At 51.0% G+C, this 20,259-nt stretch carries 17 protein-coding genes; 4 read left to right on the forward strand and 13 right to left on the reverse strand.

Annotated elements, in window-relative coordinates:
• Nucleotides 1–42 precede the first annotated feature (42 nt).
• Entirely contained in the window at nt 43–1,035 is a 993-nt protein-coding gene (locus tag E2980_RS08075; RefSeq protein WP_135151665.1) for a Gfo/Idh/MocA family protein, read from the reverse strand.
• A gap of 137 nt (nt 1,036–1,172) precedes the next feature.
• Here E2980_RS08075 and E2980_RS08080 point away from each other — a divergent pair, with 137 nt between their 5' ends.
• Nucleotides 1,173–1,976 carry a Cof-type HAD-IIB family hydrolase gene (locus E2980_RS08080; RefSeq protein ID WP_135151666.1) on the forward strand — a complete coding sequence of 268 codons (804 nt, stop codon included), beginning with the start codon at nt 1,173–1,175 and terminating at the stop codon, nt 1,974–1,976.
• 57 nt (nt 1,977–2,033) lie between these two features.
• On the opposite strand, the gene E2980_RS08085 is transcribed toward E2980_RS08080, so the two are convergent.
• The gene (locus tag E2980_RS08085) at nt 2,034–3,725 is read right to left on the reverse strand and encodes a DUF6044 family protein (RefSeq protein WP_135151667.1); all 1,692 of its coding nucleotides are present in this window, start codon (nt 3,723–3,725) and stop codon (nt 2,034–2,036) included.
• Between the two features lie 126 nt (nt 3,726–3,851).
• Between E2980_RS08085 and E2980_RS08090 the strand changes: the two genes are divergently transcribed.
• Nucleotides 3,852–5,726: an LTA synthase family protein gene (locus E2980_RS08090; RefSeq protein ID WP_338080643.1), complete on the forward strand. Its 1,875-nt coding sequence runs from the start codon at nt 3,852–3,854 to the stop codon at nt 5,724–5,726.
• A 225-nt stretch (nt 5,727–5,951) separates the two neighbouring features.
• Here the strand turns inward: E2980_RS08090 and E2980_RS24610 are convergent, their stop codons facing one another.
• Nucleotides 5,952–6,896: a GNAT family N-acetyltransferase gene (locus tag E2980_RS24610; protein ID WP_240702934.1), complete on the reverse strand. Its 945-nt coding sequence runs from the start codon at nt 6,894–6,896 to the stop codon at nt 5,952–5,954.
• A gap of 203 nt (nt 6,897–7,099) precedes the next feature.
• Between E2980_RS24610 and E2980_RS08100 the strand changes: the two genes are divergently transcribed.
• Nucleotides 7,100–7,828, forward strand: coding sequence for a protein-glutamine gamma-glutamyltransferase (locus tag E2980_RS08100; protein WP_135151668.1), 729 nt, complete (start codon nt 7,100–7,102; stop codon nt 7,826–7,828).
• Nucleotides 7,829–7,909: 81 nt separating this feature from the next.
• On the opposite strand, the gene E2980_RS08105 is transcribed toward E2980_RS08100, so the two are convergent.
• The 6 genes from E2980_RS08105 to E2980_RS08130 form a co-directional block, all read right to left on the reverse strand.
• Complete coding sequence (locus E2980_RS08105) at nt 7,910–8,992, reverse strand: sulfate ABC transporter substrate-binding protein (RefSeq protein WP_135151669.1); 1,083 nt, start codon at nt 8,990–8,992, stop codon at nt 7,910–7,912.
• Nucleotides 8,993–9,035: 43 nt separating this feature from the next.
• A complete protein-coding gene (locus E2980_RS08110) occupies nt 9,036–10,100 on the reverse strand; it encodes a sulfate/molybdate ABC transporter ATP-binding protein (RefSeq protein ID WP_135151670.1) in 1,065 nt (354 codons plus the stop codon).
• 1 nt (nt 10,101) lies between these two features.
• Nucleotides 10,102–10,899 (reverse strand): sulfate ABC transporter permease subunit, encoded by a 798-nt coding sequence (locus E2980_RS08115; RefSeq protein ID WP_135151671.1) that lies wholly within the window; start codon nt 10,897–10,899, stop codon nt 10,102–10,104.
• Nucleotides 10,896–11,702 carry a sulfate ABC transporter permease subunit CysT gene (cysT, locus tag E2980_RS08120; protein ID WP_420808630.1) on the reverse strand — a complete coding sequence of 269 codons (807 nt, stop codon included), beginning with the start codon at nt 11,700–11,702 and terminating at the stop codon, nt 10,896–10,898. Before cysT ends, E2980_RS08115 begins: the two co-directional genes overlap by 4 nt.
• 280 nt (nt 11,703–11,982) lie before the next feature.
• Nucleotides 11,983–12,615 (reverse strand): YigZ family protein, encoded by a 633-nt coding sequence (locus E2980_RS08125; protein WP_135151673.1) that lies wholly within the window; start codon nt 12,613–12,615, stop codon nt 11,983–11,985.
• Nucleotides 12,616–12,644: 29 nt separating this feature from the next.
• Nucleotides 12,645–13,556 (reverse strand): hypothetical protein, encoded by a 912-nt coding sequence (locus E2980_RS08130; protein ID WP_135151674.1) that lies wholly within the window; start codon nt 13,554–13,556, stop codon nt 12,645–12,647.
• Between the two features lie 204 nt (nt 13,557–13,760).
• Here E2980_RS08130 and E2980_RS08135 point away from each other — a divergent pair, with 204 nt between their 5' ends.
• Nucleotides 13,761–14,132, forward strand: a complete 372-nt coding sequence (locus tag E2980_RS08135; protein ID WP_135151675.1) for a helix-turn-helix domain-containing protein — start codon at nt 13,761–13,763, stop codon at nt 14,130–14,132.
• On the opposite strand, the gene E2980_RS08140 is transcribed toward E2980_RS08135, so the two are convergent.
• From E2980_RS08140 to E2980_RS08155, 4 genes are all read right to left on the reverse strand, one after another.
• Nucleotides 14,118–14,963: a hypothetical protein gene (locus E2980_RS08140; RefSeq protein ID WP_135151676.1), complete on the reverse strand. Its 846-nt coding sequence runs from the start codon at nt 14,961–14,963 to the stop codon at nt 14,118–14,120. The genes E2980_RS08135 and E2980_RS08140 overlap by 15 nt on opposite strands.
• 35 nt (nt 14,964–14,998) lie before the next feature.
• A complete protein-coding gene (locus tag E2980_RS08145; RefSeq protein WP_135151677.1) occupies nt 14,999–15,589 on the reverse strand; it encodes a hypothetical protein in 591 nt (196 codons plus the stop codon).
• Nucleotides 15,590–15,661: 72 nt separating this feature from the next.
• Nucleotides 15,662–18,886 (reverse strand): hypothetical protein, encoded by a 3,225-nt coding sequence (locus E2980_RS08150; RefSeq protein WP_135151678.1) that lies wholly within the window; start codon nt 18,884–18,886, stop codon nt 15,662–15,664.
• A 25-nt stretch (nt 18,887–18,911) separates the two neighbouring features.
• Nucleotides 18,912–20,252: a UDP-glucose dehydrogenase family protein gene (locus tag E2980_RS08155; RefSeq protein ID WP_135151679.1), complete on the reverse strand. Its 1,341-nt coding sequence runs from the start codon at nt 20,250–20,252 to the stop codon at nt 18,912–18,914.
• Between the last annotated feature and the right edge of the window lie 7 nt (nt 20,253–20,259).

Raw genomic sequence — 20,259 nt, forward strand, 5'->3', positions numbered from 1 at the left:
ATGCCCGGGGAAGAAACCATTGGCGAACACGTGTTCACAAGGCTACAAAACGACTCGTTGACGGGTACGCGCGGATGCCAAGCAGGCATCCAGCAATCTCATATTCGCTACGGCATCCTGAGCGGTATATGCCGGAGGCTCTTCTCCCCAAACGACTCGCGCGAATTGGTCGGATTGCGCTGCGTATGCGTCGATTCCGTAAGGCCCTTCGCGACGGACCGAGTCTCCGACATGAATCGCGATATCGTCCGTTTCTTTAGACGGCAAGAAAGAAGGTTTCAGAACGATCGTTCCTTCCGTCCCTACGATCTCCAGCTCATTGCGGAAAGTCGCCCACATCCCGCAATCGAACGTTAACGCGACATGTCCCGGAAATTCGACCAACCCGGAAGCCATCATGTCCACATCATCGTGCTCGGCAGAAAATAAGGCTTGAACCGTCACAGCTTCGGGTTCGACTCCCATAATCAGGCGAGCTGCGCTCAACGGGTAGACGCCCACGTCGTATAATCCGCCGCCTCCCCACTCTTTCACTTGCCGGATATCTCCTTTGTTCGCGGCGCCGTTATAGGTAAACACTCCGCGAATTCCCCTAAGTTTCCCGATCTCTCCGCTTGCGATTATCTCTTTCACTCTTGCGATTCTTGGGTGATGCCTGTACATGAACGCTTCGGCCAGATGAACGCCGGTTTCTTTACAGAAATCAACCATCTCTTGGGCTTCTTTGGCATCCATTGCCAGCGGCTTCTCGCATAGGATATGTTTGCCGGCCTTAGCCGCCGCGATCGACCATTCTTTGTGCAAATGATTCGGCAACGGAATATAAACCGCATCGATATCCGGATCAGTCAACATAGCCTCATAGCTTCCGTAATGCTTCGGTATTCCAAACTGTTCCGCTTTGTTCCGGGCTTTCGTTTCGTCCCGGCTGGCAATCCCGAGCAATTCGCCCGTTTCGGACGCTTGAATAGCCGGAATGACCGCCCGATCCGCTATGGCCGCGCAGCCAAGTATTCCCCATCGCAAACGTTTCATCGCAAACATCTCCCTCTCCCTTGAAATTCTCCACCATTATAGCACGGCTGTCCGTCTTTTCGATCAAGCGGATATGGGTTACAATTGTACGATAATAAATCGATAATTAGACGCTCTAGACAGAAAGGGAGAAACCGATGCCTTACCGCCTTATTGCCATGGATCTTGACGATACGCTGCTAACCGACGAACTAACGGTATCCGACGCAACCCGCAAGGCTATGACCGAAGCGATTGCCCTAGGCGCTCACCTTACCATCGCTACAGGAAGAATGTTCGATTCGGCCCAGAAAATCGCCCGACAAGTTGGGCTCAACGTGCCGATCATTACTTACCAAGGCTCGCTCATCAAGAATCTGCTCGACGAGGAAATCCTCTACGAACGTTCCGTTCCCGTCGAAGCAGCCAAGAAATTATACGATTATTGCCAGGAACATGGCTTGCATCTCCAAAGCTACATCGAAGATAAGCTTTACGTCTCCGAGGATAACGACAAGATTAAAGGTTACGCCAGACAATCAAACATTCCTTATACGATCGAACCGGATTTCAGCCGCATCATCAGCCACGAGAAACAAACGAAGCTGCTGATCATCGACGAACCGGCGAAATTGGATGCCTTGCTTCCCGAGCTCAAGAAGTTATTCGGTTCCCAGGTTCACTTGACCAAGTCGAAGCCTAACTATCTGGAGTTCATGCATCCCGAAGGCACGAAAGGTCATGCCTTGCGTTTCCTTGCCACCCATTACGGCATACCGATGGAGGAGACGATCGCGATGGGCGACGCCATGAACGACCACGAGATGGTTGAGGCGGCCGGCCTTGGAGTGGCGATGGAGAATGCCGTTCCGGCATTAAAAGAAATCGCGGATTACGTCACGCTAAGCAACAACGACGACGGTGTCGCACATGTTCTTAAGAAGTTTGTGTTGAATGCCTAGCATTTTAAGTAAAAACCGTTCGAAATTAAAACTTCCGAACGGTTTTTGTATTGAAAATTACTGCCCTACCTCATACACATGCACTTTCCATACGGATCTCGGATGGACGTATACCCCCCGAAGCGTCAACCCGTTCTCTTCCGCATTTAAAATCGGAACCGCCGAAAAAATAAAGCGCCCGCCCAATCCCTTGAACGCGCCGACGTTTAGCTCCAGATTTCGGATCTTTTTGCGCGACGTCTTCCGGTAGTCGTATTTCCTCCCTAATTCCGCAACGAATAGATAACATCTTCCACCCCACGTGTCGAAGTACGTCCGCAGCTTTTTCTTCTTATCGAGCTCCTTCTCGATAATGCGCCGAAATGCATGCTTATATTGCAAAGAATAATAATTAGCGTACGAATCCAGCGTATAAAATCCGTTATACTGCGCGATCGCCGGATGAAGCCCGATGCTCGCCACCCGGTATGTTTCCTTAGGGAGTCCGATAAACCGCTCGATCTCTCGGAACTGTTCAACTGCGTAAAACTCGCGGAACGACGGTTTATCCATGTTCCGATATACAATTTCCTCATTGTTCGCGAACAGCACCGCAACTTGCGCAATAATTGCTGCTTTGGCGAACCGAAGCCCCTTTTTCCCCCCGATGAAAACGAGCAGCCGACAAGCCAGGGCAAACCCCAAATAAATGATAAGAGGGCGTAAAAAATGAAATCGCGCAAAATTAAACGTATTTAACAGAGAGAATTGTTGTTTGAGCGGTTGCCATCCCTTGTGGAACCAAAAAGCATACCAAACAGACAACGCCAAATTAAGCCCCGTAAGAAATGTTAAAATGCTCCCTATCCGCGTACGCTTCCACTCGGACCGCGTTAGGATCAAATAAAGTACAATCAGCGTAACCGGTAAAATAACGATCGTATGCAAAGTCATCACATGGTTGTGTCCAAACACGAAGTTCTTAATAGCCAGCCGCAGGCAGCGCCGCAAATCCAATCGGGACGACACGAACTCGTCGCGGCTCGTCGGTTCGTCGGACAAGACAAGGGACAATAGCAACCGGTATTCAACTGCCAAATACATAGCCCCCATTAGCGCAACGCTTCCGAGAAACCGCAAATTCCATCGTTTGTTTACGACTAAATCCCATAGCCATAACAAACCTACTGCCGTTAGGAAAAAGAAAAAGCCGAGCACGAAACTGGAGTAAAACGGAAGCGAAATTATCGTAAACCAATGTTTCTTTTCGCTCTTTCCTTGCCTAATGTGCAAAATAGCCCAGAGGGCGAGCGGCTGCCCTAACGTGCTCAACATGCCCGACGGCCAGAACGGCGTAAGCGCAAAAGCCAGAGCTACCCCGACTCGGATGAACGAATGGTTCGATCCCGGGATAAAATGATCCTTTAACAATAAATACATCCCAAGAAAAGCAAACACCCTCGACACCGTTTGGCTTAACGCATACGCCCCCATAGACGGGAAAAAGGCATGCAATAAAACGTTCCCGCTAAATTCGGTTCCGTAAGCGTTTCTCGCAAGTCCGTTCATGACTTGCGGAATAACCGACCGATAGCTTCCGAACCACTCTCCGCTGTTAACCAATACTTTATACCAAGCGATATTCGAATCGAGGTTGTCATGAACGCGGATATGAGCTTCCTCGCCTAATAGGTACAAAGGGGAAAGGTAAAGCGCCAACATAGCTACGCTAATCCAAAGTAATCTTCTTTCTTGGCTTGCGTTTAGCAAGTCGGTCCCCCCATCCCTCTAAGGAAGTTACATGTTAATATCCCAATCGGGGCTGTCGTTATACCGCGAGCCGTGAATAAATTGGCGACTCTTGGTAACGATACATATGTTATGGAGGGGATGAACTTGAGCTTGCTTACATACGTTCAACGGCACTGCGGCAAACATAGGTTCACTTATACGATGGCGTTGTGCTTTTGGTTAAAAAATTACTTAGTCCAACGATATTGCTTTGATTTACCGGTTAAAGGCTTTTATCAGGAAATTAATCTTCTCATTGGCACTTCGAGTTCCGTTCTTATCCTATTTAGCTTCTTTATGTTAGGGTTTCGAAGCAAAATACATATTTCGATTTTGGCGTTAAGCTTGTTATCATCGGCGCTATTGCTCTCGGATCTTGTTTATTACCGTTTTTTTAACGATTTCATCACCATCCCGGTACTGCTTCTCGCCGATAATATGAGCGTATTGTGGAGCAGCGTGTTCACACTCCTCCGCCCTTCGGATCTGCTTATTTTCCTTGATACTTTCTTTTTGGTATTGATGATAAATAACAGAAAAATGCCAAAGACCGCTTGGAATCCCAGTCAACTGGTTGCGGCGACGGCCCTAGCCTCGCTGCTTATTTTCTTTAATTTATCGATGGCGGATAAAATCCGCCCTGGGTTATTGAATCGAACGTTTGACCGCCAAATTGTCGTTAAAAGCATAGGCGCATATAATTATCACTTGTATGACATCATTACGAGCACCCAGATAGGTTACAAAAAAGCTTTTGCCAGCAACGACGATTTGGCCACGGTCGAATCGTTCGTGAAGCAATTGCCCAAAGACGAGAACAACAAGAAGCTGTTCGGGGCTGCTAAAGGTTACAATGTGGTCCTGGTATCGATGGAGTCGTTGCAAAGCTTTGTCATCGATCGGCGCATTGAGGGGCAAGAGGTTACCCCTTATCTGAACCGTTTGATCAAGGAAAGCTTTTATTTTGAGAACTTCTACCACCAGACGGGACAAGGCAAAACGTCCGACGCCGAGTTTATTATCGATACATCGCTGTTTCCGCTGCCTAGCGGAGCCGTCTTCTTCTCGAACGCTCAGAATGTTTATGACTCCACCCCGAACATCCTGAAGAAGCTCGGATATTATCCGGCCGTGTTTCACGCCAATAACCGATCGTTCTGGAATCGCGGAAACATGTACCCGACGATGGGATACGAACGGTTTTTCTCTTCGTCGGATTACAACATTACGGAAGACAACACCATCGGGTGGGGATTAAACGATATTTCGTTTTTTCGGCAGTCCGTGGAGAAATTGAGGGGACTTCCGCAGCCCTTTTACAGCAAGTTCATTACGCTAACCAACCACTATCCCTTTAACCTGAGCGAAAAAAACCGGCTTATCCCCGAATACGCGTCCGGTTCCATGACCTTGAATCGGTACATACCGACTGTAAGGTATATGGATGAAGCCTTGAAGATATTTTTTGAGGAGATGAAGTCGGCAGGATTATATGAGCATTCAATATTCGTTCTGTACGGGGATCATTACGGGATTTCCCATAAGCATCATAAAGCGATGGCCAAGCTGCTCGGGAAAGGAAAAATCAATTGGTACGATCATGTGCAATTGCAGAGGGTCCCTCTCATTATTCACATTCCCGGAATGAAAGGGAAACGGATGGGCACCATTTCGGGGCAGGTCGATCTGAAGCCTACTCTATTGCATTTGCTTGGGGTGAATACGGACGGGCAGTTGAACTTCGGGCTGGATCTGTTCGCGGGCAACCGGCCGGAACTGGCAGTGCTGCGGGACGGAAGCTTTATTACGGATCGAAACGTATTCACCAAAAATCGTTGTTATGATAAAGCAACCGGCATGGTTACCGAGCCGGCGGATTGCGAGCCGTTTAAGGAGGAGGCGGTCAAGCGGCTGACTTATTCGGATTCTATCGTTTATGGAGATCTATTGCGGTTTGCGAACCGCGCCAAGAAGCTGTAGGGTAGTTTCGATCCGCATTATTGCGGCATGGAATGGCGAAGCCTTGTAACCACTATGAACTCGGAAGTTGCCGTTGTCCCATAAAAAAAAGCCGCGATTTACGCGACTTGTTTTAGGACAATGTTCTTGACCAAGACAATTTCCGTCAATTCATTTTCGAGATTAGCCCTTAATTTTACAAACTAAGGTTAACTTCAAGTCCGTGATCGGCCAGCCTTTCAATCCTTAAACCCCTAGCTTTTTCTCCATCGTAAGCGCCTTAACGGTACCCTGCGGGCGAACGACGAGCTCGGTGTCGACGATCTCATAACCCATGTCCTGGTACAGCACCAGATTGTTCTGAACCGATTGCCTGACTTTGCAGCGGCTGATATTAAGCCCCTTGGATATCCCTTGCTTCTCGATCCACTTTACCAATTGTCTTGCGTAACCTCTCCTGCGGCGATTAGGAACGACGGACAATCGGAAGAAGTAGATGGCGTCGCCAATATACTTAAACCTTACCATTGCCGCAGCCGTATCGTCCTCGTATAAGATGGCAGCGGATTCCGATCCCTCTCGGAGAGCCTTCGAAACCGACTCGTCCGTTTCTTCCAAGGCGCTGGAAGGAGGTATCGCGGTTCTGTATTCTTCGAATGCGATCAACATCAACGAATGAATCGTGTCCGTGTCCTCGGGCGTCGCTTCTCTTATGTACACTTCCGGATCCTTCTTCAGCTTAACTTGCGGCTTGGCAGGCTTTTCTAACGGATCTTCCGTCGAGCTCGCCTGTTTATCTCCATCGATTGCATCTTCGGCATCGTTCGACCGCTCATCTTGCCGCGGTTCAATCAGGCTGTCTCCGCGGAAATATTCCCTTGTCTGACGCAAGAAGAACAGCAGCACAAGTACGATCGCCAGAACGAACTGGATCGTATCGATGGAAAACCAAAGAACGATAAAAGACATGATAAGCGAAGGAAACAGCTTTCTCTTGTTTATCAATAATAGCATGGAAACCATCGACAAGACCGATACCGCGATATTGAACGCGATCGTCGCCACTTTTCCTCCCGTAAAATCATCATAACTTTTCGTATTGGCGAAGGACGCTACCATCACCACGACGAACATGGCGAGCTTGAAATACAGAATGAAACGCATGGCACGAATACTGGTTGGTTTTAACAATGTAAGTCCTCCCTATTAGCTGTGCGACAATGATTTCGTCAAATGCTGCGCGTTTCTTGTCATAATCCATAATTATAGCAAAAAAAACAACTCAGCGGGGCATAAGTGTTATCTCCGATTTCATTGTTTGCCAAATGCACATGAGCTATCCGATACCCATACAATGCTAAGACTACGAGAAGAGCAGAAGGGCGGAAGCAATCATGCAATTCGAAGCGATATTAAGGTCGAAGATCGTTGAGGCGAGCAGGGATATGAATAAGGGCGGATCGAGGTTCGCAACGTTCAGGACTTCTTTTTGCAACGAGAAGTATTGGCATTTAACGAACGACGGCGGCTTCCTGTTGAGGAGCGGAGTCGCGCCGGCCGAGGCGATCCGGGATATTTTCCTTAATGGGCGTAAATACGGCTTCGAATGCGCAACTGCTATCATTATCCTGTTGTATAAGGGGGTACTGGACACGATCGGCGAATCCGAATTCAACAGGCTGTTCCCCGGCTTGCTATTGTACAGCTGGAATTCCGACAGCGATCTGGGAATCACTCAGGACGACATAGAAAGCTATTATGCGCGGCCCGGCGACGTGCTGTATTTCAAAAATCCCGAGGTTAATCCGGAGAAAATGGAGTGGCAGGGGGAAAACGTGATCAAGGTGGAAGATAATCTATACTTTGGGCACGGGATCGGCATTAAACCCGCGCAGGGGATTATCGCGGCGCTCAATCGTCAACGTCGGCAGGGCGCCACCCAATCCGCCTACTTATTGGACCAGGTAATATACCCCGATTACCAATATTTATCGCAGTTCGCCTCTAGCGACATACGACCTTACGAAACGGCTCAAAAACCATCCGGACTGAGCTTTCCAGGCACGATTTCCGCGCGTATCGGCTCGCAAAGATACATTAAACGGAACAGGATCCGCGCTTGAATCGCCTTGACAAAGACCCGAAGATGGAATGCGCTTATTAACAAAGCGTCCATCTTCGGGTCAAATTTAAAGAGTTCTTCGTCATTGACCGGCTAACACCTGGTACCAGATTCCCCGTTTGGAATACAGCGTTTCTCGAACCTCGTCCCAACCCCCAAGGTAATCGATCGTAAACAGCTCCGGCGGTTGAGGAAAATCAGCCTTCATCTGTGCCGCCAGCTCTTCCTGGACCGGCCGGAAGCCATGTTTGGCGAAGAGCTTCTGCGCCGTCTTGGAATATAGGTACTCCACGAAAGCGTCGGCCGCTTCGCGCACGCCGTGACGATCCGCGTTCCTGCTGATTACGGCGGCCGGATTCTCGATCAGGATCGTGCTTGGCGGCACCACGATATCGTACTCGACGCCCTGCGCGATCCTTGCGAGCAGCTCGTTCTCGTAAGTGACGATGACGTCGCCGACGCCGTATTCGAAGGCGGCCATCGAAGCCCTGCCGCTCTTATCCATCGATTCGATATTCCGATGAACGTCCTCCAGGAACTTCTTTGCCGCAACCGGATCCTTGGACCCGCTAACCAACTCGGATTTCTTCAGGCCCGCGCCATAGATCGCGTTAATATCCCACTGTGCGCCGCCTGATGTCTTCGGATTCGGATACAGCACCTTTACGCCCGGCTGGGCGAGATCCTCGAAATCCTTGATTCCTAACGGATTTCCGGCTCTCGTCCCCAATACGACTATAGAACGCGTCACCATGCCTTTAGAGGTCGATCGGTTCCACTCCGATTCAACGAGACCTGCTTTAACCAGCTTCTCCATATCGCCTTCGAGCGCGAGCAACGCCACGTCAGCCTCGAAGCCTCCTGCGATAGAACGGGCTTGCGTACCCGAAGCTTCATAAGATTCCTGAAAGGCAACGTCCTGTCCCGTCTTGGCCTTCCACTCCGCTTTGAACGCGGGCAAAATTTCCTGCAAAGCATCCTTGGCGACGGAATAGGCTCCGAGCACTAACGTTACGTCTCCCGCTGCCGTCTGCGGATCGGAAGTTGCGGTCTGCGGATGATTATCGCCGCAGCCCGATAGAAGTAACAAAAGCGATAATAGCAATAGCGTAATGGCTGCGCCGGATTTGCGTCCGAATAATGGTCTGCGGTTTCCCGTCTTCATTGCTGCCCTCCCGCGGTGCCTTCGAAGGCTTCCGCCCAACCCGTTAAATATGAACCGGCATCGGATCTTCCTTAAGCTTATTCTCCATGACCCAGCTGTCGTTATCGTTGAACAAATAGGCGCGATGGATCAATACCTGAACTTCGTCGCCCGGATGAACGATTGCCTTCTCCAGGGAGCGGTATGTGACTAAGCGCGCGGACCCGATCTCCACTTCCACCAACCATTCGCTTCCGCGGAAATGCACATGGCGAACTTTTCCGGCCTCCGTAGCGGATAACAGCTTGAAATCTCCCGCTTTGCCGACTTCGACATATTCCGGACGGATCAAAGCTTTCGTTCCCGGCCAAACCGATGCGTTCTCGAAGCCGCGCAAGCACGATACGTCTTCCACGATCGTGGATTCCCCGATGAACCCGGCAACGAACGGCGATTGCGGATTTTTATAGATTTCCCAAGGCGTCCCCTTCTGCTCGAGGCACCCTTTGTTTATGATCATGATTTGATCCGCTACCTCGATCGCTTCGTCTTGGTCATGCGTGACGAAAATGGAGGTGATGCCCAGGCGGTCGATCATGTCTCGAAGCCAGGAACGCAGCTCATGGCGAATCTTCGCGTCGATCGCGGCGAACGGTTCGTCCAGCAAGAGCAGCTGCGGTTCGGGAGCCAATGCGCGGGCGAATGCGACGCGCTGGCGCTGACCTCCGGATAGCTGATGCGGATAACGTTTCTCGAGTCCGGATAATCCCGTCAGCTCGACAAGCTCGGAGACGCGGGCTTTGATTTTAGCCTTCGGCCACTTCTTCACTTCCAGTCCGAACGAAATGTTCTCTTCGACGGTCATGTGCTTGAATAGCGCATAGTTCTGAAAAACGAACCCGATGCCTCTCTCCTGCGGAGGAAGATCATTGACGCGTTTGCCATGAAAGAGGATATCGCCTTCGTCAACGGATTCCAGTCCGGCAAGCATGCGCAGAATGGAGGTTTTGCCTCCGCCGCTAGGACCTAGCAGACCGATAAGCTGGCCTTTCTCGATCTGGAAATTGACATCCTTAACCGCTTGGAAATCGCCGAATTTCTTATTCAAACCGCTGACTTCGATATGCATCTCAATGCACTTCCCTTCTCGATTTGGCCCATTCCATAATCAACAATAGGGTTACCGATCCCGCTGCCAGCACTAACGCGATAGAGTTTGCGGAGATGAGATTAAAGTTTTCGACATCCTGATAGACCAGGGTTGTCGCCGTTTGAGTTTTGAAGAGAATATTGCCGGACACGACTAGCACGGCTCCGAATTCACCCAATGCCCGAGCAACCGTAAGCACTACGCCGTAGACGACGCTCCATTGAATGGAGGGCCATGTGACCCGCCAGAAAGTCGTCCAGGCACTGGCACCCAGCGTCGATGCCGCTTCTTCCTGAGCGTTTCCGATTTCCTGCAGCACAGGCATCACTTCGCGGACCACAAGCGGGAAAGTCACGAACAAAGTCGCGATAATCATTCCCGGCAACGCATATACGATATCTATCCCTGCCTTGTTGAACAGAGCTCCCAGAGCCGTTTCCGGTCCTAGGAGAAGCACGATCATCAAACCGCCGATGATGGGCGATACGGCAAACGGCAGATCAACGATACTGTTAAGTAATTGCTTAATACGTTTTCCTAACCAAGTCGCCCTAACGAGATAGAGGGACAACATGACTCCGAATATCGTATTCACGACGGTGACGATTACAACAATCACGCCAGTCATGAATAACGCATGCAGGGTCTCCGGTCTAGCCAATCCCTTCGCGAACCCGCTCCAACCTTCATTCATGGCACCCATTGCGATTCGTATCACCGGCACGACGAGCAACAAACCGAATACGGCAACGGTTAATCCGATCCATAAGCGTCTCATCCGTTTTTCCTCCTCATCTGAACGTAGTTAACCGTCCATAAGATAATGAAGGAGAACGTCAACAGCAAGACGCTGACGGCGGTAGCCCCGATGGAATTGTCGCTCTCGATCTCTCCGAAAATATACACCGAAGCGATCAAGGTTTTACCTGGGATATTACCCGCGACGAGCACGACCGCGCCGAATTCCGCCAATGCTCTGGAGAAGGCTAGCATCGCGCCGCTCAGTATGCCCGGAAGCATGTTCGGCAAGATGACTTTCCAGAAGGTTGCCGCTTTCGTGGCGCCGAGCGTATACGCCGCTTCCTCCTCCGACGCGTCCATCTCCTCCAATAGAGGCTGGACGGCACGGATGACGAAAGGAAAAGTCACGAATACCATCGCGATAATGATGGCCGGTTGATGAAACAATATCGTGAAACCAAGCTTCTCCGCCATTTCTCCCACGATGCTATGCGGACCGAGCAACAGCAAGATCATAAGTCCGGCTACCGCGGTAGGAAGAGCAAAAGGCAGATCCACCAGACTGTTCAATAAACGTCTTCCCGGAAACCGGTAACGAATAAGCACCCACGCGGACATCGTTCCGACAAAAACGTTGATGACCGTAGCTATGATCGCAAGTTTGATTGTCAGCAGAACTGCCTTCCAAGCTAGCGGTTCCGTAATATTTTCGGCGAAGGCAGACCAGCCGGCGGATAATGATTGTCCATAGATCCCTAGAATAGGAAAAATAATCAGTAAAATAAAATAGAGCATGACGGCGCTGCGAAATCCCCAGCCCCACCAGCGACCCTGCAGCATGGAACTCACGTTGTCGTGTCCCTCCTGAAGCCTCGAGAGCTGTATATAAAATAATTCCTATTAAATTAGTGGGTATTACAACTTTACCAGAAAACGGCTTCCCTCGTCAATGAAAAAGCTACTGGACATTCGCCTTTTTATTATTAAATCTTAGGTAACTTATTCGAAAAGCTTATGAGTGGTGAAATGTCCATATGACGCGAATTTTGGAAATGTTATGATTAGCGGAGTATAATTAGAGGGGTTGTACATTCGAGGATGACGAAGGGCGAGACTTATTCTACTCGCCCTCTATATAATAATGCTTAGCGCCAAGCTCTAGCAAAGCCTGTCCCTGCGTAACGTCGGTTACCCATGCTTGGAAACGATCCGCTTCGCCGACTTCGGGAAGGCATTGCACCTTAACCCGATCGGTGAAAGAAACCTCCCCGACCCGGAAGCCTCTTCCCCGCAGCTCGTTCTCCAGCTTACCGTACCAGGTATAGTCCACATCGACCAACACCTCGCGATGCAGAACCTTTACGATGGGCTGCGCCGCATCGATTCCGGCAATCGCGCCATCCGTATATGCCCGGACCAAACCGCCCGCTCCCAGCATGATCCCGCCGAAATATCGGGTTACGACGACTACGACGTTTTTCAGCCCGCGATGTTTAATGACTTCAAGTATCGGTTTACCCGCCGTTCCGCTCGGCTCGCCGTCGTCCAATGCCTTCTGGAATTGGTCCCGTTCTCCAATTAAGTAAGCCGAGCAATTGTGCGTCGCGTCCCAATATTTCTTCTTTAGCTCATCTATGAAGGCAACCGCTTCTGCTTCGGACTCCACGGGTTTCGCGTGTCCGATGAAACGGGATTTCTTGATGACGATTTCTTCCGAACCGTAATTTCTTACTGTTGAATATTTAGCGAGCATAGCCGTCTATTGCTTCCTTTCCACGTACTCTAATCAAGCATATTCATTCCAATCAGGCTCACAATCATGCCAAGAAGCAAAGCGCAAGCCAGAAATACGACCGACATGAGCAAATAATATAAAATTTTCACCCGGCCGAAGAGCCATGAAATCGCCACTAAACCTCCTCCAACGACAAAACCCGATAAATATTTGAATAACGGAGCAGCCGAATAGGAAGATAGGTAAGATAAGCAAATATAAAAGAGAACGACGAATGATTCCAGTACGATTAAAACGATCAGTGCTTTTCTGTGTAGATTATTACCTTGCGTCGATACTGGCGCTCTAATCGCCGAAGCAATCTTCGCGTATTCTGCCTGTTTGAACATGGTGACTTGAGCGAATGCGCTCGTGAGCCCCGCAATGACCTGCCATATCCCCCCGGCGGAATAGCCGACGAGAACCGCAATGACCTGAATGCCGGCGACCGAGAACGCGGAAGTCCAAAATCGGTTATCGCTTTTGAGCCTGCGCCACGAATTTGCTATCGCTTGGATAGGGTCAGCTCTCGTCCCTCTCGATTCGGAGGGGATTAACGCCGCTATTGCCCATAGAGTAGCCAAGACGGATAGCCAGATTGATACGGCTATGCAAAATAGCAGTGCATTTTGGGGAGCCGGATTCAAAATAAGGTAGGAGAATCTATAAACCAAATAGCCTGCCAGAAGACCGCAACCTCCTATGAGGATATAGGCGGTATACGCGCTTGCGCATTCCAGCCGATTCAGCTTACCGAGAAGCTTATGGCGCGTAATCCAAGCCATGCCAACGATGACCCAGCTACACAACCCTACCGCCCAGAATGCCATAGACGAACTCCAGATTACCGATACGAGTATGGCAACGAGCAGCCACACCGCTACCGTTTTTCCACTATTAAAAGCTGCTTGTTCTTTCACTGCCCCGCTCAACTCTCTCGCATCGAAAATGATAAGTACCGCAAAGCTAAAACAATTATACGGCTTTAATCGACTTTATGATAACACAAAGTACGAATTTCCGGCGCGGATCAATCGGGTGCAAGTAAATGGCAAACATGCTATAATTATGAGTGCGTTTACTTACGGCAAGAAAGCATTTTATGGGTTAGGGAGGTGTTGAAGATGTTCTCCAAACGACTGAAGCAACTGCGGAAAAACCGAAAATTGACCATGCAGGAAGTGGCCGATTACGTTGGCGTCGCAAAAAGCACGTATGCGGGATATGAATCCGGATACCGGCAACCAACGATAGAATCCATCCAAACGATATCCAAAAAGCTGCGCACGTCGGCGGATTATCTTCTAGGGCTAACCGATTATTCGGAGCCGCCAACCGAACTGAACCATAATGCGAAAGAATATCTAAACTACGAACAGCTTCATTGGGACGGAGTTCCTTTGGAAAAGGACGATCTGGATTTGATTCGCAATTTGCTTGAACGAGTCCTGCGCGACCGCGCCCTGCCGGAGAAATCCGACTTACCCTCCCATTAATTGCTGCAGCTTCGCTTTAGACTCTCCTTGAAGCTTCACCTTCATTGCGCTGAAAGTTTCTTTCCATCCCTCGATGACATTCGGAGATACGGAATCATTATCCGCTTTGTTGGTCACCGCTTGGAAATCGCCATCGCATTTCGATTCGGCAGCCTCCATCTCCTTCGTCCATTTATCGTTCCATTCTTTAACGGCGTAAGGATCAGAACGATCCAACTGTCGGATACCCGATTCCGCCCCGCTTAAGGCCTCATTCATATCCTTCGTGCACATCGCTTGAACCTGCGTGATTTCTTGTTCGTATTTTTGCGTTTTGCTTATCGGCGGATCCGTTGGCGTTGCGCTTGGCGATTCGGATTCCGATGGGCTCGGCGAGTCAGGTTTCGATAGGGTTGGCGATTCGGGCACACTATCGTTTGGCGATTCGTGTCCCGCATTCCCTTCAGATTCAGGTTCCGGAGTACCTTGCGGTTCCGCAGTTCCTTGCGACCCCGTCTTCGTATCGTTTTCTTTTCCCGGTTCCGTGACCGGTTTATTATCGGATTGTTCAACGGGAGCGTCCGTCCCGACCGCCGATGAAGGCTGTTCCTCCACCCCTGAGCTTAAATCTTCGGAGTCCGTCGTTTGCAATCCGCCTTCCTCCCGCAATGTCCGATCAACCTGATCTTCTCCGCCGGCATGTACGATTAGCGCTCGTTCCGATGACTCCTCCCAGTACAATCCGCCCCATACGAGCAGAAGAACGACAACTAAGGAGGCTAAAGCAACGATTGCGGTATCCGGTTTACGGAACCCGCGATGCCTTATCTTGCGTCTGCGTCTTTGTCCCATCGTGATTGGCACCGCCTTCCTATTAATGTTATCCCTTACGGGTTTTCTTGTTTGGCTTCATCATAGGTCTTTCCTCTGCTGATTCCGTATTTCTTCGCCAGCGCGGACAACTTGTTATACTCCTCGGGCGATAACTTGGAAAGCATCATTCGTTTGGCTTCCCGCTTCTCTTCCACCGTCAGGCCGCCTTGGGCGATAGACCGCATTTTTTTCAAATCCGTTAGGCTTAAATTTTTCAATACGACGGAAACAACCGTCGCTTTATCCGATACGGTCAAGCTCTCGCGCACGTTGTTCACCTTCTCGCCGGTCACATCGCCAGTCCGCTTGCCGATCGGCTGTCCAGTCGGCTCCTCGGTCGGCTTCTCCGCGCCGGTTACGTCTTTCTCGGGATTCGCTGCGGCGGATTCCGCCGATGACGGTGTCGATGGTTGGCCTTCGTTTACGACAGGTGTCCGAGGCTCCTCCTTGACGGCTGCTTCGGGAATATCCGTTTCCATCCCCTCCGCGAAAGATTCCATTACCCCGTTTACCGCGTAATCGGCCGAAATAACTCCGCAAATACCTATCGCCAATGCAATGCATACGCACCACATGATTATTCTTTTTAATCGTCTATCTCTCATGGTCAACTCCTCCTTCTATATAAGAAATAGACCAGCCTTCTTTCCCCGGGGGGAAAGAAGGCTGGCGGGAGCTTAGAAACCTAATAGATCCTCAATAATGAGGCTTATTGTTCGTCTGACTTGATTTTGCACGTCCTTGATCGCTTTTTCCTTTTCCGATTTCTTGGCAACGGTTTCGTTGATCTCTTTGACTGCGTCTTTACCGGCGAGAGCGACGTCCGCGATCAACCGTACCTTTTGCAGATCGTTCGTGGCGGAGTCGAGCTTCGCTTCGATGTCGTCAAGCTTCTCTTTTAGCTCGTTGACGATTTCCTTAATGTCGCCGGCTTCGTCTCCGTTAATGAGCGTTACCTCTTGCCGGAAGACGACTTTCCCGGAAAGTCCAGTCCTGTTCGATAAAACGGCTTGAATGACCGCCGTACCTTTTGCGGCTTTTTTCGAAATCGAGACTTTTCCGTTAGGCTCTACTTTGACATCCTTGCTTCCGGAAACTTTCGACCATTTCAGGATGGAAGAAGGAAGCTCGACGCCCAAGACCGTCAATTCGTATTCATGCTTGCGTCCGTCATCGGTAATCTTAACCTTCGGAACCGCTTCGGAGCGGATAAACGCAACGGTCAGCGCCTTCATGGCGTTCTCGTCTTCTCTTAATTCGGCTTGGAAGTTCTTGACCGTTGCACGCAAATCGGACGATCTAACGCCGAATTGCTGCAGCGCGGCGCTTAAGGCGTAGTCCTCCTTATTGGATAAGACCTTAGCCATCGCTTCGTTCCAAACGTCTGTCGTTTCCTCTTTGTCACCTATTAGATCGGCTAGTTCTTTCGGCTCCATATTAGCCACGAGACTTATGGCCGTTCCTTCAACGCCTTTACGATCCTCCCCGTCACCGAACAGGAAGAGGAGATAATCGTCCATCGTCAAGCTTTTCGCTCCGCTTACTTCGGCGATCGTCTTCAACGTCTCCAAGAATTCCGGATTGGTCCGTATCTCTTCCAACTCGGTAGCTGTCGGATCGTACTGGAAAGAACCAACGGCTTTGACGATCTCGAATAAGCCTGCTTTCAATTTAGCTTGATCGACGGATGCAGGCAGATCGGACTCTATCGCTTTCCATACCGGATCAATCAGAGATTGGTTTCTCGAAACATCAAGTCCCGCGATTTCATCCCTCAGCTTCCGCACGGCTTCCGCATCCGCGGGGTCGCCGGCAAGCAACGCGTCACGCAGTTTTTTCATCCGTTCCAGGAACGGCCCGGCAGGGAAAATATCGCCTTCCGCCGCCTTCAGCGTAATTTCTTGCTCGAAAATGACTTTGGCCGGACCGCCGGCAGGGTTTACCAGCTTCGCCTGAATCACGGCAGAGGCGCTCTCGACGCCTCTCGGAATCGTAACGGTACCGTTAGGCAACACTTTCACGTCCGGACTGCCCGACGCTTTGACCCACTGAATCGCCGCGGCCGGAACATCGACGCCGAACGTTTTAAGGCTGTATTCGTGTTGAAGTCCGTCCTCGCTTATGATGGCCGAAGCCACTGTTTCGGAACGGATCAAGGCAATGGTCATCGCGTAAGTCGCAGGCAAATCTTTCTGCAGCTTAAGCTGTATTCCGAGTACCGTCGCACCCACATCCTGCGCAGTAATGCCCAGCTTGGAGATGGCAGAGCTGATCTTGTAAGAATCCGTGTCGCCGAGCAGCCGCTCCATCGCTTGAAGCGACAACGCGGCAATCGCCTGCGGGTTTCCTAGCAATTCCAGCAACTCCGCCGAAGACAGGCTCGCGATCCGCTCGCGAATGATTCCATCGGCGCCTTTGCGGGATTCGCCGTCTCCGAACAGGAATACGAGAATATCATCCATGACCAGATTCGGTACTCCGCCGGCGGCTCCTATCGTCTTCAGCGTCGCCCGGTATTCGGGATTGGTTCGTATCGCTTCCAAATCCGATGCCTGCGGATCGTATTGGAACGAGCCCACGGCCTTAAAGATTTCGAACAAGCTCAACTTCAGCTTCGCCTGATCCGCGGATTCCGGCAGTTGAGAGGCGATTTTGTTCCAAATAGGATTAAGTAATACTTGGTTTGCCGCAGCGTCCAGCCCTGCTATTTCATCCCGCAGGTCTCGTACGTCCTGCACGTCGGCGGGATCCCCTGCCAGGAGCGCGGCATGAATTTTATTCATCCGTTCCAGGAACTGAGCGGCCGGGAACTCGGTTTCTTCCCCGTCATCTGCCTTCAGCGTCACTTCCTGCTCGAAAATGACTTTAGCCGAGCCTCCGTATGGGTTGACAAGCTTCGCTTGAATGACCGCCGAAGCGATTTCGACTTCCTCCGGAATCGTAACGGCCCCGTTCGGCGCCACGGTTACGTCGGCGCTTCCGGATACTTTTGCCCATTGCAGCGCTATGGACGGCACTCCCACTCCGAACACAGATAGAGCGTACTCGTGCTTGCGGCCGTCTTCGCTTACTTTAACGCTCGGTTTAGCTGCCGAGCGAATATAAGCGACCGTCATCGCGTTGATGGCAGGAACGTCCTGCTGCAGCTTCTGCTGGAGTCCCAGCACCGTCGATCGCACATCCTGCGGCGTAACGCCCAGGTTAGCGAGAATCGAGCTGAACTTGTAGGAACCCGTTTCGCCAAGAAGCTTCTCCGTCGCTTCAAGCAATACTGTCGTAATCCCCTGCTTGTCCCCAAGAAGCTGGAATAGCTCTATTGCGGACTTACTGGATAGAAGCCCCGCGATCGTGCCCTCGACGCCCGCCCTGCCGGCCCCGTCGCCGAACAGAAACACAAGGAAATCATCCATCCTGATGCTTTCGTCGCCGCCGGCGGCCGCGATCGTCTTCAGAGTCGCGCGGAATTCCGGATTGGTACGAATCGCTTCCAAATCCGATGCCTGCGGGTCGTACCGGAACGAACCGACCGCCTTAACGAGGCGGAACAGGTTGGTCTTTAGCTCCGCCTGGTCGACGGAAGGCGGGAGATTGTCGCTAATCTTGTTCCATACCGGATCGATAAGATGCTGGTCAGCGGTATCGTCAAGTCCGACGATTTCATCGCGCAGATCCCTTACGTCTTGCATATCCGCAGGATCTCCAGCCGCAAGCGCGGCATACAGTTCATTCAACCTTCCAAGAAAGACGCTTGACGGCAGACCCGATTCCGCGGCGTTCGCCACGTAGGAGAGTCCGAGTTTCTCCGCCCATCCTTTTGGGCTGAGCGGTAATCCTCCGAATGAAGCTGTAAGCATGGAAACCGCTAGCGCGGATACGAGTGCCTTCTTTTTAAACGTTGTCATTCGATTCACCTCTGGTCATAGTTTCTTAGAATTGAAGTACGGGCATTTTCTGTTTCACGCCTTGATTCATGCTAGGACGGCCGACGGAGTAATAAACGAATTCGGTGCCAAGTAAATTTTCCTCGTTGAACACGTTACGTCCGTCGATTAGGATCGGGCGTTTCAACACCGTTTGCAGCCTGCCGAGGTCAATCTTGGAAAACTCGTCCCATTCCGTCAGCAAGCATAACGCATCCGCATCCTGCGCCGTATCCAACGGGTTCTCGCACCACGTGACGCGAGCTTTCCCGAATAAGGCTTGAAAGTTACTCATGGCGACGGGATCATAGGCTCTTACTTTCACCCCGTTATCCACGAGATGCTGAATGATTTCAATGGCCGGTGAATCCCGCACGTCATCGGTATTCGGCTTGAATGCCAAGCCCCATATCGCAACTGTTTTCCCCCGCAGCTCGCCTTCGAATATCGTCTCCAGCTTCCGGATGACGTTGAAGCGCTGATCCTGATTCACTTCCACGACGGAACGCAGAAGCTTAAATTCGTAATCCACATGGCCCGCAATTTGAATAAGCGCTCGCGTATCCTTCGGAAAGCAGGAGCCTCCATAACCGATCCCGGCATTCAGGAAAGACGGCCCTATCCTTCTGTCGTATCCCATTCCTTCCGCTACCTGCGTCACATCCGCTCCGACCTTCTCGCAGATGTTGGCAATCTCGTTAATAAACGAAATCTTCGTTGCCAGAAACGCATTCGACGCGTACTTAATCATCTCTGCGCTGCGGATATCGGTCACTACGATCTGATGCGTCAAAGGCTTGTGCAACAAGGTCATCGTGTCCGCCGCGCTTTGGCTGTCTGCTCCGATGACGATGCGGTCGGGATGCAGCGTATCTTGAATCGCCGAGCCCTCACGCAGAAACTCCGGCAGCGAAATGCTGTCGAAGCGATAGTTCGTACGAGCTCGCATCAAGGTGGCCAGTCTTTCGTTCGTACCGACCGGCACGGTGCTTTTCACGGCTACGATTTTGTAGCCGTTCATCGCATCCGCGATTTCAATCGCCGCTTGATCGATATAGGCTAGATTCGCTTCGCCGCTTGGCAGCGGGGGCGTCCCGACCGCTAGAATAATAATGTCCGATTGGCGCACCGCGCCGGACAAATCGGTCGTGAACGACAGCTTTCCGGCCAACCGGTTAGCCGTCGCCATCTCCTTTAGTCCCGGCTCGTAAATCGGAATGCCGCCGGCATTCAAAGTGTCGATCTTACCCGAATCCTTGTCCACGCAGATGACCCGGTTGCCCAGCTCGGCGAAGCAGACGCCCGATACAAGTCCGACGTAACCGGTACCGATAACCGTAATATTCATTCTCGAC

Origin of the sequence: Cohnella luojiensis (genome assembly GCF_004564235.1) — a bacterium.
GTDB classification, from domain to species: domain Bacteria; phylum Bacillota; class Bacilli; order Paenibacillales; family Paenibacillaceae; genus Cohnella; species Cohnella luojiensis.

Bases quoted from the DNA above. Each gene is read 5' to 3' on its own strand.
- E2980_RS08075 (WP_135151665.1), bottom strand. From the start codon at position 1,035: ATGAAACGTTTGCGATGGGGAATACTTGGCTGCGCGGCCATAGCGGAT.
- E2980_RS08080 (WP_135151666.1), top strand. From the start codon at position 1,173: ATGCCTTACCGCCTTATTGCCATGGATCTTGACGATACGCTGCTAACC.
- E2980_RS08100 (WP_135151668.1), top strand. From the start codon at position 7,100: ATGCAATTCGAAGCGATATTAAGGTCGAAGATCGTTGAGGCGAGCAGG.
- E2980_RS08105 (WP_135151669.1), bottom strand. From the start codon at position 8,992: ATGAAGACGGGAAACCGCAGACCATTATTCGGACGCAAATCCGGCGCA.
- E2980_RS08110 (WP_135151670.1), bottom strand. From the start codon at position 10,100: ATGCATATCGAAGTCAGCGGTTTGAATAAGAAATTCGGCGATTTCCAA.
- E2980_RS08115 (WP_135151671.1), bottom strand. From the start codon at position 10,899: ATGAGACGCTTATGGATCGGATTAACCGTTGCCGTATTCGGTTTGTTG.
- cysT (WP_420808630.1), bottom strand. From the start codon at position 11,702: ATGCTGCAGGGTCGCTGGTGGGGCTGGGGATTTCGCAGCGCCGTCATG.
- E2980_RS08125 (WP_135151673.1), bottom strand. From the start codon at position 12,615: ATGCTCGCTAAATATTCAACAGTAAGAAATTACGGTTCGGAAGAAATC.
- E2980_RS08135 (WP_135151675.1), top strand. From the start codon at position 13,761: ATGTTCTCCAAACGACTGAAGCAACTGCGGAAAAACCGAAAATTGACC.
- E2980_RS08140 (WP_135151676.1), bottom strand. From the start codon at position 14,963: ATGGGACAAAGACGCAGACGCAAGATAAGGCATCGCGGGTTCCGTAAA.
- E2980_RS08145 (WP_135151677.1), bottom strand. From the start codon at position 15,589: ATGAGAGATAGACGATTAAAAAGAATAATCATGTGGTGCGTATGCATT.
- E2980_RS08150 (WP_135151678.1), bottom strand. From the start codon at position 18,886: ATGACAACGTTTAAAAAGAAGGCACTCGTATCCGCGCTAGCGGTTTCC.
- E2980_RS08155 (WP_135151679.1), bottom strand. From the start codon at position 20,252: ATGAATATTACGGTTATCGGTACCGGTTACGTCGGACTTGTATCGGGC.